The sequence below is a fragment of the Variovorax sp. LjRoot290 genome (assembly GCF_964253985.1).
GTDB lineage: Bacteria > Pseudomonadota > Gammaproteobacteria > Burkholderiales > Burkholderiaceae_C > Variovorax.
On sequence record NZ_CAXURW020000001.1, the window covers coordinates 1,180,093 to 1,195,214 of the forward strand.

Below are 15,122 nucleotides of genomic sequence, written 5' to 3' on the forward strand. Positions count from 1 at the left end.
ATGACAGTTTTCGTACGAAGCGGCGGCCGTGCCGCCGACCAGTTGCGCCCCGTGCGCGTCACGCGCGGTTTCACGATTCACGCCGAGGGCTCGGTGCTGATCGAGTTCGGCCAGACGCGCGTGTTGTGCACCGCCTCGGTCGAGGAAAAGGTGCCGCCGCACAAGCGCGGCAGCGGCGAGGGCTGGGTCACGGCCGAGTACGGCATGCTGCCGCGCGCCACGCATACGCGCAGCGATCGAGAAGCGGCGCGCGGCAAGCAGAGCGGCCGCACGCAGGAAATCCAGCGCCTCATCGGCCGCTCCATGCGCGCCGTGTTCAATCTGGCCGCGCTGGGGGAGCGCACGATCCATCTCGACTGCGATGTGCTGCAGGCCGACGGCGGTACGCGCACGGCCGCGATCACCGGCGCCTTCGTGGCGGCGCAGGATGCAGTCGACAAGCTGCTGGCCGCGGGCAAGATCGCGGCCTCGCCCATTCGCGGTCACGTGGCCGCGGTCTCCGTCGGCATCGTGCAGGGCACGCCCTTGCTGGATCTCGAATACATCGAAGACTCGGCCTGCGACACCGACATGAACGTGGTGATGACCGGCGCCGGCCATTTCGTCGAAGTGCAGGGCACGGCCGAAGGAGCGGCCTTCTCGCGCGAAGAGATGAATGCGCTGCTGGTGCTGGCCGAAAAGGGTATCGCCGAATTGACTGCGCTGCAGGCGCAGGCATTGTCGAACGGATGAAGCTGGTTCTGGCCTCCAACAACGCCGGCAAGCTCGCCGAGCTGCAGGCCTTGTTTGCGCCGCTCGGCGTCGAGCTGGTGCGGCAGTCTGAACTCCAGGTCGGCGAGGCCGAGGAACCCTTTCTCACCTTCGTCGAGAACGCGCTGGCCAAGGCGCGCCACGCCTCGGCGGCGACCGGCCTGCCGGCCATCGCGGACGATGCGGGCCTTTGCGTCGAGGCATTCGGCGGGCTGCCCGGCGTGGCCACCGCCTACTACGCCACCCAGTTCGGCTACGAGAAGGGCGACGCGAACAACGTGCGCGCGCTGCTCGAGCAGATGGCCGGCGTCGCCGACCGCCGCGCCGCGCTCGTCAGCACGCTGGTTGCGCTGCGCCGCGCCGACGATCCCGAGCCCTTGATCGCGGTGGGCCGCGCCGCGGGCGAGATCACGCGCGAGCCCTTCGGCGACAACGGCTTCGGTTTCGATCCAGTCATGTGGCTGCCGCAGTTCGGCAAGACCTTCGCCCAGCTGGCGACCGAAGTGAAGAACGCCAACAGCCATCGCGGCCAGGCAGCGCGCGCGATGCTGGCCTTGATGCGGGAGCGCTGGCTGTGAGCCTCGTCGTCCCGATCACCAGCAACGCGCAGGAGCGCGCCGGTGGCGCGGCTCATGCCAACGACGTGCTGCACCTGATGCGGCCGGGGCCGCTGCAGCTGTCGGCGCTGCCGCCGCTGTCGCTCTACGTCCACCTGCCCTGGTGCCTGCGCAAGTGCCCTTACTGCGACTTCAACTCGCACGAGTGGCGCGGCGGCGATGGCGACGCATTGCCGGAGCAACGCTATCTCGATGCGCTGATCGCGGACCTCGACGCCGCTCTGCCCCTGATCTGGGGCCGCGGCGTGCACACCATCTTCATCGGCGGCGGCACGCCCAGCTTGTTCTCGCCGGCCGCCATCGACCGCCTGCTCGGCGACCTGCGTGCCCGGCTCAAGCTCGCGCCCGACTGCGAGATCACGCTGGAGGCCAACCCCGGCACCTTCGAGCGCGATCGCTTCCGCGCCTACCGGGCGGCCGGCGTCACGCGGCTGTCGGTCGGCGTGCAGAGCTTCAACGACGAGCACCTGAAGGCGCTCGGCCGCGTGCACGACCGCGCGCAGGCCATCGCGGCGGTCGAGGAGGCAGCGCTCGCCTTCGACACCTTCAATCTCGACCTGATGTACGCGCTGCCGGGCCAGACCCTGGAGGGCCTCGACGCGGACCTCGATCAGGCGCTGGCGCTGGCGCCGCCGCATCTGTCGGTCTATCACCTGACCATCGAGCCCAACACCTACTTCGCCAAGTTTCCGCCGGTGGTGCCGGAAGACGACGCCGCCTACGCGATGCTCGACCGCATCACCGAGCGCACCGCGCAGAATGGTCTCAACCGCTACGAGATCTCGGCCTATGCGCGTGCGGGCCATGCCTGTGCGCACAACCTCAATTACTGGCAGTTCGGCGACTACCTCGGCATCGGCGCCGGCGCGCACAGCAAGCTGAGTTTTGCGCACCGCGTGGTACGGCAGGTGCGCTTCCGGGAGCCGCGTCTCTACATGGACAATGCGCTCGCCGGCCAGGCGATCGCGCAGAGCGACGAGGTCGGCCTTGCCGAGCTGCCCTTCGAATTCATGCTCAACGCCCTGCGCCTCAAGGAGGGCTTCACGCTGGCGCAGTTCGGCGAACGCACCGGGCTGGCCATCACCGCCATTCAGTGCGGGCTCGAGGAAGCCGAGCGCAAAGGCCTGATCGAGCGTGACCTCGCGCGCGTCTGGCCGACGGCGCGCGGCTTCGACTTCCTGAGCGATCTGCAGGCCATCTTCCTGCCGGATGCGTGAGCGCAAAACCATGCCGAACCGAACGCTCCCGGATGAAACCCAGCGCAGGTCGCGTGGACGACCCAGTCCAGAGCAGGCGGCGGCCCTGCGCGAGTCCTTCCTCGCTGCTGCATTGAAGTCTTTTCTCGAGAACGGCTACGCGGCGACCAGCATCGAGGCCATCGCGCGCGATGCGGGCGTCGCCAAGATCACCATCTACCGCCAGTTCGAGAACAAGGAGGCCTTGTTTCGGGAGGTCGTGCACCGTGCGGTCAGCAGTGCCCGCGACACCATGCAGGCCACTCTCGTGCGGCACGGTGCTGACGAAAGGGAGATCCTGCTCGACCTGGTCGAACGCATGTACCTCGGCGCCACCGAGCCGAAGACGCTGGCCCTGCTGCGCCTGGTGATCGCGGAGGCCGTGCGCTTTCCTGAACTCGCGAAGTCGCTCTATGCCGAGAACAGCTACGTGCTCGCACCGGTGGTCGAGTACCTGGCCGAGGCGCACCGCACCGGAAAGCTGCACGTGCCTTCTCCGGAACTGGCGGCGGTGCAGCTTTCGACGCTGGCCTTTGGCGGCGTGCGTTTCTTCATCTCGAAGCCGCTCGCAGGCCCCGAAGAGCGCCGCGCCTGGGCCACGGGCATTGTGGACCTGGTGATGCGCGGGTGGGCCCCGACTCCGCCCGGCGACTAAAATCGCCCGCACGCCTTCGCGCAAAGCGAAGACAGTCCCGGAGAGTTGGGTGAGTGGTTTAAACCAGCAGTCTTGAAAACTGCCGACGGGCAACCGTCCGTGAGTTCGAATCTCACACTCTCCGCCGGCCAGGTGCGCACCGGCTGCTATCGGCACGCGAAGCTGGAGGCCGATTCGATGCTGTCGCCTACGTAGGCCGCCGTTTTTGGATACGGGCACAGCGGCCGCGTGCGATCGGCCGACCAGTCGGCAGGCAATTCGGTGTTGACCACATTGGCGCCCGCCCCGCGAGCCGCGGCAATGATCGCCGTAGGCGCCTTGCCCTGTTCCACCCACGCGACGAGCGGCGTCAGCATGTCGAACTGGTCGGTGGCTGGGCCGCGCCCGCAATGATTCATGCCGGGCACCGGAAAGAAGCGAGCAAAGCCGGATGCATCGCCGCCGTTCGCCGCGCGCAATTGCTCGTACCAACTTGTCGTGTCGTCCGACGAGAACACCGCATCGCTGGTGCCGTGATAGACGAAGAGCTTGCTGCCGCGGTCGCGAAGCGCGGAAAGGTTGCTCGGGTTCGGCGGCGTCATGAAGGACATCGATGACTCGGTGTAGAGCGCAGTGCTCGCGAAGATGCTCGGCGCATCGATGTCCATGCTGAATCCGAGCGCGAAATCGATGCCGGACAGGCGGCTCGGTCCCAGCGGCGGGGTGCTGAAAACGAAGCCGACCGCAGCGGTATCCAGGCTTTGCGAATTGGAGAACTCCCACTGGCGCCAATCGGCACGGTTGATGCCGGCATCGTAGGGAAAGCTGCTGTAGATCGCCGTGCCCGCGCTGTTCCTCGCGCCGGAGAAGACGTTGTCGAGCACGCTCTTTTGCGCGGCCGTGAGGCAGCTGCCGTCGCGCGCGCCGCCGCATGTGGGTACGGCGGTGGCCAGATCGAATGCCTGTTTGCACATCTGGACGTCCGCGACCATCCCGTCCGCCGCTCCGTCCAGTGCGTCGCAACGCGCGAGCACCGCGTTGGCCACCGTGTTCATCTCCGCTTGCGTGAAGGCGGACCGCACGGCCCTCTGAGGTGAGGCGGTTCGTGGGCCATCGATGTGACCGGGAAAACGGGGCTCGTCTTCAATGCCGACGGGGCGAGCATCTTGGACTCCTGGCCCGGGGTGGACCCGGGTAGTCATAACGTTATTTCAAATAATCAATATAGTTTTCAGAGATAACTAAATAATAGGGAAAACCCGCAGGACCCCGGTCGACACGGCGGCAGCGCGATGGCGTATCACACGTCTATGTCGTCTGATGTCATAAGTGTGCAGACGGACCTGATCCGCAGCCGTTGATTGCACTTCAGTGGCGGTTGTACTGTGCCAGTCATGGTTTCCACCAGTCCTGACTGGAAGCTCAAGTCATACGATGACCGACGACATGCTGCACCGTGGCGCCAAGAATCATGACAACCAGGCGTTCCGGCGCACATGCCGTCGAAACCGTGCCGTGCGCTCGCCGCCCGGCCGGGTCTCGTCCACGGCCCGATCCCCGGTCACCAGGGCATGAGATTCCCCCGGTGTTACCGGAGGTGGGCGAATCCACCTTTTGAGGAGCAGCGATGAAACGCAGAAGATTCGTGATGTCCGGACTCAGCCCGCTGGCCCTGGCCGCCTGCGGTGGCGGCGGCGATGGCGGGGCCCCAGCCCTTGCCAGCGCCGGGAGCTCGAAACCCGACGCTGTCGCGGACGAGAAACCTGATGCCGCAGACAAGTTCCGCAAGCGCGTCCGCTCGGCGCTGCGGCAAGCGGTCCGCTTCATGGACGAAGAAGTGTCTTACCGAGGCGGCTACGTCTGGGCCTACCTGCCCGACCTGTCGGTCAGCTGGGGCGAGATGGAGGCCAAGCGCACCATGTGCTGGATCCAGCCGCCCGGCACGCCTTCGGCCGGCCACGCCTTCCTAGACGCCTACCACGCGACCGGCGACGAGCTCTTCTACAAGGCCGCCGAGCGCACCGCGCTTGCGCTGATTGCGGCGCAGCATCCGGCCGGCGGCTGGAACTACATCCATGACTTCGCCGGCGAGGCCTCGCTCAAGCATTGGTACGAGACGATCGGCGCCAACGGCTGGCGGCTCGAGGAGTTCCAGCACTACTACGGCAACGCGACCTTCGACGACGCGGGCACCGCGGTGGCGTCGCAGTTCCTGCTGCGCATGTACCTCGAGAAGCGCGATCGGCGCTTCCGCGGCCCGCTGTACAAGGCGATCGACTTCGTGACCGGCGCGCAGTTCAGCAGCGGCATCGCCGACGGCGGCTGGCCGCAACGTTATCCGCCGTTCCCGGGCTCGGTCTCGTCGATGCCGCTGCCCAACCCGCAGCAGCTGCCGCCGGGCGCGACCCAGGGAATGGAAGACGGCGACTACACGCGCCAGATCACGTTCAACGACGACGTGGCCGGCGAGAACATCAAGTTCATGCTGATGTGCGTGGTGGGACTCGGCGAGACCCGCTTGATCGAACCGGTGCAGCGCGCGATGCAATGCCTGCGGCGCCTGCAGCAGCCGGGGCCGCAGGCCGGCTGGGCGCTGCAGCACCTGACCGAGGACCGCGACGGCCGCCCGGCCGGGGCGCCGGCCGGCGCGCGCACCTACGAGCCGCGCTCGCTCGCGACGCACACGACGCAGACCAACGTGCTGCAGCTGTTCCACTACTTCCGGCTGACCGGCGACAGGACGTTCCTGGCGCGGGTGCCGGAAGCGATCGCGTGGCTCAACAGCTGCAAGCTGACGCCCGAGATGATTGCCGACAACCCGCAGCTCGCCGGACGCACGCATCCCACCTTCATCGAGCTGGGGACGAACCAGCCGCGTTTTGTCCACCGCTACGGCTCGAACATCTGGAACGGTGCGTACTACTTCGATGACGACCATCGCGCCACGCTCAGCCACTACTCGGCGGGCCGCAGCGTCAACATCGGCAGTCTTCAGGCAACCTACGACCTGCTCGCGTCGATGAGCGATGCCGCGATTGCCGAGATGACTGCGGGGTCGCCGCTGAAGGTCAGCAGGCCGAGAGACCTGCCGAAGTACTTCTCGCTGCGCGAAGTCGACTTCCCCGACCTGTTCGCGGGCGCGACGATGACCAGCCCGACGGTCACCGAGGCGCAGGCACAGGCGGTGGTCGACGCGCTCGGCGACAAGGACTATTGGCTCTCGCCGATCGCGTTCGTCACCAACCCGTTCCGCGGCAACGGCCCCACCACGCCGTATACGGGCGACGCCTACCGCAGCAAGCACGTGGGCGACGTCTACGACACCTCGCCGTACGACCCGCTCACCCCGCCCGAGATCGAGCCCTACCAGCCGCGCGAGCGGCCGCTGGGCATCTCGACCAGCGACTTCGTCGCCAACACGGGCAAGCTGGTCGCGTTCCTCGCTCCGGTGGTGTGAGAGCGCAGCGGGTGAATCCGCTGTAACAGAAAGGCTGGTGCAGCAGAGGGGCACCAGCCTTTCGGCTAGCCCGTCCGCTGCGCCTGCAGCAGATCGGCCACTTGCCTGCGCAAGTCTTCGTTCTCGGCCGTCAGGTCGGCCACGCGCTGTTCCAGCCGTTGCACGAGATCGGGCTTTGCCGAGTCGTCGGATGGCGCCGATTCCTCGCGCGGCTTGCGCCTGGCCTCGCGGACGCGCTTGGCGACCTGCTTCAGTTCATCCTTGCCGGCGATTGCGGCAGCCACCTGTTCTTCGGCCGGCAAGCTCGCCACGGCCGCCGCGGCATTGATCGAGATCGTGCCGGACTTGACGGCCGCCACCAGCTCGGGCGCGGCCTGCTTGCGGATCTTCTCGATCATCACCACCTGGCTGCTGCTGATGCGAGCGGCCTTGGCGACGGCTTCACGGCTGTTCAACGGCGCGGACGAGTCTGCCGAGGTCTGAACCTCTGCCGGCGCGGTCGCTGCCGGCGTGCGGGCCTGCCGTTCGGCCACGATCTCCTTCTTTCTGAGCGCCAGCACGCCTCGCAGGAAGTCCGAGACGCTGCGTCGGCCCAGGTGCTGGTCGATCATCCACAGGTGCACGTCCTCGATGGATTGGAAGCGCGTGTTCTGCACAGTCTGGAACGGCAGCCCGTGCTTCTGGCAGATGCCGTAGCGGTTGTGGCCATCTACCAGGACATCGCCCCACAGCACCAGTGCATCGCGACAGCCTTCGGCCAGGATGCTTCGCTCCAGCGCTTCGTGTTCCTCGGGGGTCAACGGGTCGATATAGGTTCTTAGTTCTTCGTTGACGACGATATTCATGGATGCGGGATCAGGGATAGGGGCGGCATTCTCTCAGAGCGCGAGTTGCATCTCCACCTGACGGATGCCGGTTGCCAGCCCGCGCGCGGTCACCGCGCGAAACAGGGCGCTGTCCGGCGGCTCGTCGACCAGCCGCCATGTCGTGCCGACGCGCGCGCAGGCGAGGGCGTCCAGCAGATCGGAAGCCGCGGCCTCGTCGAGCGCGCCGGCATCGAGCAGCGCGCTGTTCTCGCTGCCTTCGAGATAGACGGCGTAGCCGACGATGGCGGCGTCCCGCTGCACGCCGAGGGCTACTGCCCCCTCGGTCGCGACGGCGCCCAGCACCGTGGGGATTTCGCGGCGCCAGGTCGGACGTGTGTCCGCATTGCACAGCGCATGCGCGGATGCGAGGGCGGCAGCGTCGAGCGCCATACCGGCAGATGCGCGGCCTTGCGCAAGTGTTCCCTCCAGAACCACCAAGGGCCGAATCTCCGCGAAGCCCGCCTTGCGGTAGAGCATCCGGGCCGGGTTCTGTTCGATGACCTCGAGGACGATTTCGCGCATCCCCGCGTCCGACAAGGCCGAGATCTGTGCCTCGAGCAGCGCCCTTGCCAGCCCTCGGCCCCGCTGCGCGCCGGCGATGCCGAAGCCGGCCAAGTAGGCACGCTCCTGCCTGCGGCCCACGAGCGAAATGCCATGGAGCGCGTCGCCGATCAGGAGCAGCCTGGAAAGGTCCAGGTCGGCGCTCGCGCGCCGCAGATGTCTCTCGAAGAGCGGTTCGGTGAAGGCGATCGGAACGAAGTAGTTTTCGTAGGCGCGATTCCAGAGCGCGGTGAGTTCGCTGCGGCCGAATTCGGCGGCGGGGGCGAAGCGGGTGTCGGGCCTGCTCTGCATTCAAAGCCCCGCGGCCAGCGAACGCGGAACCTTGATCCGCATGTCCAGCAGCATCTGCCCCATGCCCTTGCCGAGCGGATCCATGCGCATCGATGAAGGCCCGCCGCCGTCGAGCGCATCGTGCAGCAGCAGGTTCATCGCGGCGATGCCGGGCAGGTAGAAGCGTTCCACCTTGCCGTGAACCAGGTGCGCGAAATAGGCGCCCACGGCATCGGGCGTCACGCGTTCCCACAGCAGCGGCAGCCATTCGGGGCGGCGTGCGACCAGGCCGATGTTCGAGAGGTTGCCCTTGTCGCCGCTGCGCGCCCAGGCGAGCTGGATGAGGCGCACTTTCTCCATCGGCTCATCGGGATCGATCCATGGAGAGGGCGTTGGCACATCGGGCGCGACACCGTCGCCCGTTCCCGCCGGAACGGGCACCGCATGCCGCTCGCCGTCGAGCACGAAGGCGACCGGCACTGCCTCTTTCTCCAGCAGAAAAGAGAAGGGCTCGATCAGAGGCGACACCGAAGGCCGCCCGCCGCCCGGGCCAGTGGTGCCGGGCGCCCACGAGGTGCCCGCCGGCGCGATCTCGCGCGCGAACATCGCGAGCGCGGCCTTCTGCGGATGATTGGCCACCACCCGCATCATGACCTCGCGCGACGCCCGCGTGCACGCATGCGGGCCGTAGAGCGACTCGGCGCCGATCACTTCGATGTAGGTGGAGGTGAAGGGCGGCTGCCCGCTCTCGCGCAGGATGCGGCCGGTGCGCTCGATGATCGCCTCGGCCGTGCGTCGGGCCTTCTTCTCGGCATCGATGCCGACGATCACCAGGCTGCCCGCGCAGCGGTAGCCACCCTGCTGGGTCGCCGAAACCTTGTAGCTCGGCGTCGGCGGGCGTCCTTTGGCAGGACTCACGCGCACGCGGTTCTCTCCCTGCTGCTCGATCACGACCTCGCGGAAGTCGCAGCTCACGTCCGGTAGCAGATAGGCGCCGGGGTCGCCGATCTCGTAGAGCAGTTGCTCGGCCACCGCCGCGCGGACCACCTTGCCGCCGGTGCCCTCGGGCTTGGTCAGGACGAAGCTGCCGTCGGCATGGCACTCGACGATCGGGTAGCCGATGTTTGCCCAGTCCGGGATCTCTTCCCAGTCGGTGTGCAGGCCGCCGGTCGCCTGGCAGCCGCACTCGATGATGTGGCCGGCGAGGCTGCCGGAGGCCAGCAGGTCGAAGTCGTCGTGGGTCCAGCCGAATTCGTGCATCAGCGGCCCCAGCGTCACGGCGCTGTCGACGCAGCGTCCGGTGATCACCACCTCGGCACCGGCCGCCAGCGCGGCGGCGATCGGCGCGGCGCCGAGGTAGGCGTTGGCGCTCAGCACCTTCTCGGGCAAGGCGTCGCCGCTGAACATGTCCTGGATGCCGCGCTCGCGCACGGCCGGCATCTGCGCGCCGATGTCGTCGCCTTCGACCACGGCGATGCGCAGCGCGATGCCTTCGGCTTCGGCCATGGCCTGCAGCGCAGCCGCGCAGCCGTGCGGATTGATGCCGCCCGCGTTGCTGATCACCTTGATCCCTTGCCGCTTCACCTCGCCGAGCACCGGCTTCATCGCGATGTCGACGAAGTCGGTGGCCCAGCCCAGCTCGGGCTGCTTGGCGCGCGCCGCCGCCAGGATGGCCATCGTGGTCTCGGCCAGGTAGTCGAACACCAGGTAGTCGAGCCGCCCTCCCTTCACCAGTTGCGGCGCGGCCACCATGCTGTCGCCCCAGAAGCCGGAGGCGCCGCCGATGCGGACGATCTTGCTGCTGCTTGTCATGGAGATGCAGCTTAGCGATCCGCCGCGCGCTGCGCTTGCGTCAACTCGCTAGTGGACCAGGGCCGCAGCCACTACGCGCAAGACCTGGGCGCGCCGGGCCGCTAGCCTTGGTCGCGACAAGGAGTCGTCAATGGACTTTCTCGATGCGCCGCCGCTGCCCTTCTATTTCAGTCCCGATCACGAGCAGTTCCGCGCCAGCGTCCGCGACTTCATCTCGCGCGAGATCACGCCCAACGTGAACGCGTGGGACGAGGCCGAGACCTTTCCGCGCTCGCTCTATGCGCGCTCGGCCGAACTCGGCATCCTGGGGCTGGGCTATCCGGAGGAATACGGCGGCACGCCGGCCGACGTGTTCTACCAGCTCGTGGTGGCCGAGGAGTTCGCGCGCTGCGGTTCTGGCGGCGTGCAGGCCTCGATGAACTCGCACGGCATCGCGCTGCCGCCGATTCTTGCCGCGGGCAGCGAAGAGTTGAAACGCCGCGTCATCCCGCCGGTGCTCGCGGGCCGCAAGATTGCTGCGCTGGCCGTCACCGAGCCCTCGGGCGGCTCCGACGTGGCCAACCTGAAGACCACCGCGATCCGCGACGGCGATCACTACATCGTGAACGGCGAGAAGACCTTCATCACCTCGGGCGTGCGCGCCGACTTCATCACGACTGCGGTGCGCACCGCCCCGAAGGTCTTGGGCGCCGGCGGCATCTCCGCGCTGGTGATCGAGGGTGGCACGCCGGGGCTCACCCGCACGCCGCTCAAGAAGATGGGCTGGTGGAGTTCCGACACCGCGCACCTTCGCTTCGACGACTGCCGGGTGCCGGTGGCCAACCTCGTGGGCGAGGAGAACCGCGGCTTCAAGCTCTTCATGCGCAACTTCAACACCGAGCGCCTGCTGATGGCGTCGCTGGCCTGCGGCTATGCCGAGGTCTGTCTGGAGGAGGCTGTGGACTGGGCGCGCCAGCGCACGATCGGCGGCACGGCGCTGTCCGAGCGGCAGGTGGTGCGCCACAAGCTGATGGACATGACCCTGCGCATCGACGCTGCGCGCGCGCTCGTCTACGACCTGGCCTACCGCATCGAGCACCAGCTCGCCGACCCGGCGCAACTGGTGGCGCGCATCTGCCTGGCCAAGGTGCAGGCGACGCAGGCCATGCAGTTCTGTGCCGACCAGGCGGTGCAGCTGCTGGGCGGCATGGGCTACATGCGCGGCACGAAGAGCGAGCGCATCTACCGTGAGGTCAAGGTGATGATGATCGGCGGCGGATCGGAAGAGGTCATGAAGGACCTGGCCGCGCGGCAGCTGGGCCTTTGAGGCGCAAGGAAAAAAGAACATGGCAAGCATCGAGTCGACCATCTATCCCGACAGCGAATCCTTCCAGGCCAACCGCGAGGGCATGCTGGCCCTGCTCGAACGCGTGCGCGCCTGCGAGCAGCGCAGCGCGGCGAGCTCGGCCCGATCGCGCGAGCGCTTCGAGCAACGCGGCCAGCTGCTGCCGCGCGATCGGGTTTCGCTGCTGCTCGATCCGGGCTCGCCTTTTCTCGAAATCGCATCGCTGGCCGGTCTCGGCCTGGACAAGCCCGAGCTCGACCAGAGCGTGCCGGGCGGCGGCATCATCGGCGGCATCGGCTGGGTCTCGGGCGTGCGCGTAATGGTCAATGCCTCCGACTCAGGCATCGATGCCGGCGCGCTGCAGCCCATGGGCCTCGACAAGGCGCTACGCATGCAGGAGCTCGCGCTCGAGAACAAGCTGCCTTACGTCCAGCTGGTCGAGAGCGCAGGCGCCAACCTGCTCACCTACAAGGTCGAGGAGTTCATCAAGGGCGGCAGCCTGTTCCGCAACATCGCGCGCATGTCGGCGGCCGGCCTGCCGGTGATCACGGTGACGCACGGCTCCTCCACCGCTGGCGGCGCCTACCAGACGGGCCTGTCGGACTACATCGTGATGGTGCGGGGCCGCTCGCGCGCCTTTCTCGCCGGGCCGCCGCTGCTGAAGGCCGCGACCGGCGAGATCGCGACCGAGGAGGAGCTGGGCGGCGCCCTCATGCACACCTCGATCTCGGGCCTCGGTGACTACCTGGCCGAAGACGACCGCGACGCGATCCGCATCGCGCGCGAGATCCTCGCCCACATCGACTGGAACCGCGAGCTGCCGGCCGAGGCGCCGCGCCGCTTCAAGCCGCCGCGCCACGACGCCGAGGAGCTGCTGGGCATCATGCCCATGGATCCCAAGCGCCCGGTCGACATGCGGCAGGTGATCGCGCGCATCGCCGACGACTCCGAGTTCCTGGCCTTCGGCGAGAACTACGGCAGCGCCACCGTGGTCGGCCACATCAAGATCGAGGGGCTGCCGCTCGGCGTCGTCACCAACAACGGCCCCATCGACAGCGCCGGCGCCAACAAGGCAACCCACTTCATCCAGGCCTGCTGCCAGGCACGGACGCCGATCCTCTACCTCAACAACACGACCGGCTACATGGTCGGCAAGGCGCATGAGGAGGCCGGCATGATCAAGCACGGCTCCAAGATGATCCAGGCCGTGACCAACGCCACCGTGCCGCAGATCACGCTCTATTGCGGCGCCTCCTACGGCGCCGGCAACTACGGCATGTGCGGGCGCGGCTTCCATCCGCGCTTCTGCTTCTCGTGGCCCAACGCCAGGACGGCGGTGATGGGCGCCGAGCAGGCGGCCGGCACCATGGTCATGGTCACCGAGGCCGCGATGAAGCGCAAGGGCGCGGTGGACCAGGCCAAGCTCGACGAGCTGGAGCGCCGCATCATCGAGCGCTTCGAGAGCCAGACCAGCGTGTTCACCACCAGCGCGCGCCTGCTCGACGACGGCGTGATCGATCCGCGCGACACGCGCGCCGTGATCGCCCAAGTGCTCTCGATCTGCCGCGATGCCGAGCTGCGCCGGCCGCAGGCGATGCAGTTCTCCGTGGCGCGTCCCTGAGTCATGGCCATGCCATCCACGCCCTTCCGCAAGATCCTCATCGCCAACCGCGGCGAGATCGCGCTGCGCATCATCCGCAGCGCGCGTGCCCTCGGCTTTCGCACCGTGGCCGTGTATTCCACCGCCGATGCCGATGCGCGCCACGTGCAGGAGGCCGACCAGTCGGTCTGCATCGGCGAGCCCTTGCCGTCGCAGTCGTACCTGTGCATCCCGGCGATTCTCGAAGCGGCCGCATTGGCGGGCGCGGACGCGGTGCATCCGGGCTACGGTTTTCTGGCCGAGAACGAAGCCTTCGCCCGTGCCTGCAAGAAGGCCGGCCTGGTGTTCATCGGCCCTTCGCCCGAGGCGATCGCCGCGATGGGCCACAAGGCCGGTGCCAAGACATTGATGCAGGCCGCCGGCGTGCCCTGCATTCCGGGCTACCAGGGCGACGACCAGAGCGATGCATGCTTCGCCGCGGAAGCCGAGCGCATCAGCTTCCCGGTGATGATCAAGGCCGCCGCCGGCGGCGGCGGGCGCGGCATGCGGCTGGCGCCCTCGGCGAAGGCGTTTCCCGCGCTGCTGCAGAGCGCGCGCTCCGAAGCGGAAGCCGCCTTCGGCAACCCGGAGCTCATCCTCGAGCGCGCGATCGTCGCGCCGCGCCACATCGAGATCCAGGTCTTCGCCGACCGCCACGGCCATGCCATCCATCTCGGCGAGCGCGACTGCTCGGTGCAGCGCCGCCACCAGAAGATCATCGAGGAGGCGCCCTCGCCGGCGGTGGATGCGGTGCTGCGCGAGCGCATGGGTGCGATGGCCGTAGCGGCAGTGAAGGCCATCGGCTACGAGGGCGCGGGCACGCTCGAGTTCCTGCTCGACGGCGAGGGCAACTACTACTTCATGGAGATGAACACGCGGCTGCAGGTGGAGCATCCGGTCACCGAGGCCATCACCGGACTCGACCTGGTGGAGCTGCAGCTGCGCGTGGCGGCCGGCGAGCCCTTGCCGCTCGCGCAGCAGGAGGTGCGCTTCGACGGCCACGCGATCGAGGTCCGCCTCTGTGCAGAAGATGTTGCGCAAGGCTTCATGCCCCAGAGCGGCACCATGGCGCTGTGGCAGATGCCGCCGCAGTTGCGCGTGGAAGATGCGCTGCGCTCGGGCGCCGAGATTCCGCCCTTCTACGACTCGATGATCGCCAAGCTCATCGCGCACGGCCGCACGCGCGAGGAGGCGCGGCGCAAGCTGATGGCCGGCCTCGAGGATGCGGTGGCGCTGGGCGTGACGACCAATCAGCTCTTCCTGCAGCGCTGCCTTGCGCACCCGGTGTTCGCGGCCGGCGGTGCGAGCACCGCCTTCATCGACCAGCAGCAGGAAGAGCTGCTCGCATCGGACAGCGCCACGCAGGACCGTGCCGCCGCGCTCGCGGCCGTGCTGCTCTGCGACGTTGCCGGAGAGCGGCCGTCCCAAGGGCGCCCCCTGACGCACACGCTGCCGATCTCGCTGCGCTTCACGCTCGACGGCCGGATGCTCGGCGCCGGCGTCGTGCGCGCGCATCCCGATCGGTTCAGCGTGGGCATCGACGAAAGCGTCTTCGAGATCGATCGAGTCGAACGGGTGCAGACTTCGGTGCGCTTCGTCTGCAACGGCCTGGCCGAGCGCGCGGTCTGCCATCGCGACGGCCCCCTGCTGCTCCTGCACTACCGGGGCCGCCAATTGCGCGTGGAAGACCACACGCGCGCGGCCGCGCTCAAGTCCGGTGACGCAGCCGGCGACGGCAAGCTGCGCGCATCGATGAACGGCCGCGTGGTCGCGGTGATGGTGGCTGTCGGCGACAGCGTCGAGGCCGGCCAGCCCATGGTGACCCTGGAAGCCATGAAGATGGAGCACGTGCATGCGGCGCCGTCGTCGGGCCGGGTGACAGCATTGCATGTGAAGACCGGCGACCAGGTCGCGGCCAGCCGCGTGGTGGCCGAACTGGCGATCGAGGCGCCCTGAA

Annotated in this window: 11 protein-coding genes, 1 tRNA gene and 1 pseudogene; 9 read left to right on the forward strand and 4 right to left on the reverse strand. The window is 68.0% G+C overall.

Annotated elements, in window-relative coordinates:
- The 5 genes from rph (at position 1) to ACSQ9A_RS06005 (ending at position 3,381) form a co-directional block, all read left to right on the forward strand.
- Positions 1-732, forward strand: a complete 732-nt coding sequence (gene rph, locus ACSQ9A_RS05985) for a ribonuclease PH (protein ID WP_436303003.1) — start codon at positions 1-3, stop codon at positions 730-732.
- Complete coding sequence (rdgB, locus tag ACSQ9A_RS05990; RefSeq protein WP_436303004.1) at positions 729-1,328, forward strand: RdgB/HAM1 family non-canonical purine NTP pyrophosphatase; 600 nt, start codon at positions 729-731, stop codon at positions 1,326-1,328. Before rph ends, rdgB begins: the two co-directional genes overlap by 4 nt.
- 77 nt (positions 1,329-1,405) lie before the next feature.
- Positions 1,406-2,584, forward strand: coding sequence for a radical SAM family heme chaperone HemW (hemW, locus tag ACSQ9A_RS05995; RefSeq protein WP_436306263.1), 1,179 nt, complete (start codon positions 1,406-1,408; stop codon positions 2,582-2,584).
- Between the two features lie 112 nt (positions 2,585-2,696).
- Positions 2,697-3,257 (forward strand): TetR/AcrR family transcriptional regulator, encoded by a 561-nt coding sequence (locus ACSQ9A_RS06000; protein WP_436303006.1) that lies wholly within the window; start codon positions 2,697-2,699, stop codon positions 3,255-3,257.
- Between the two features lie 39 nt (positions 3,258-3,296).
- Positions 3,297-3,381: transfer RNA gene (locus tag ACSQ9A_RS06005), tRNA-Ser, on the forward strand.
- 22 nt (positions 3,382-3,403) lie between these two features.
- Here the strand turns inward: ACSQ9A_RS06005 and ACSQ9A_RS06010 are convergent.
- Positions 3,404-4,318 (reverse strand): annotated as a pseudogene (locus ACSQ9A_RS06010) (tannase/feruloyl esterase family alpha/beta hydrolase); the annotation flags it as partial.
- Between the two features lie 545 nt (positions 4,319-4,863).
- On the opposite strand from ACSQ9A_RS06010, the gene ACSQ9A_RS06015 reads away from it, so the two are divergent.
- Positions 4,864-6,693 (forward strand): pectate lyase, encoded by a 1,830-nt coding sequence (locus tag ACSQ9A_RS06015; RefSeq protein ID WP_436303007.1) that lies wholly within the window; start codon positions 4,864-4,866, stop codon positions 6,691-6,693.
- Positions 6,694-6,758: 65 nt separating this feature from the next.
- Here ACSQ9A_RS06015 and ACSQ9A_RS06020 read toward each other — a convergent pair whose 3' ends face one another.
- From ACSQ9A_RS06020 to ACSQ9A_RS06030, 3 genes are read right to left on the reverse strand one after another with little or no spacing between them, the layout of a single operon-like run.
- Positions 6,759-7,538, reverse strand: a complete 780-nt coding sequence (locus tag ACSQ9A_RS06020; RefSeq protein WP_436303008.1) for a plasmid replication/partition related protein — start codon at positions 7,536-7,538, stop codon at positions 6,759-6,761.
- Positions 7,539-7,571: 33 nt separating this feature from the next.
- Entirely contained in the window at positions 7,572-8,411 is an 840-nt protein-coding gene (locus tag ACSQ9A_RS06025; protein WP_436303009.1) for a GNAT family N-acetyltransferase, read from the reverse strand.
- On the reverse strand, positions 8,412-10,202 hold the full coding sequence (locus ACSQ9A_RS06030) for an acyclic terpene utilization AtuA family protein (protein WP_436303010.1): 1,791 nt from the start codon (positions 10,200-10,202) through the stop codon (positions 8,412-8,414).
- A 130-nt stretch (positions 10,203-10,332) separates the two neighbouring features.
- Between ACSQ9A_RS06030 and ACSQ9A_RS06035 the strand changes: the two genes are divergently transcribed.
- The 3 genes from ACSQ9A_RS06035 to ACSQ9A_RS06045 are packed head-to-tail and all read left to right on the forward strand — an operon-like array spanning position 10,333 to position 15,121.
- The gene (locus ACSQ9A_RS06035; RefSeq protein ID WP_436303011.1) at positions 10,333-11,508 is read left to right on the forward strand and encodes an acyl-CoA dehydrogenase family protein; all 1,176 of its coding nucleotides are present in this window, start codon (positions 10,333-10,335) and stop codon (positions 11,506-11,508) included.
- A 19-nt stretch (positions 11,509-11,527) separates the two neighbouring features.
- On the forward strand, positions 11,528-13,147 hold the full coding sequence (locus ACSQ9A_RS06040) for an acyl-CoA carboxylase subunit beta (protein ID WP_436303012.1): 1,620 nt from the start codon (positions 11,528-11,530) through the stop codon (positions 13,145-13,147).
- Positions 13,148-13,150: 3 nt separating this feature from the next.
- Positions 13,151-15,121 carry an acetyl-CoA carboxylase biotin carboxylase subunit gene (locus ACSQ9A_RS06045; RefSeq protein ID WP_436303013.1) on the forward strand — a complete coding sequence of 657 codons (1,971 nt, stop codon included), beginning with the start codon at positions 13,151-13,153 and terminating at the stop codon, positions 15,119-15,121.
- The last annotated feature ends 1 nt before the right edge of the window (position 15,122 follow it).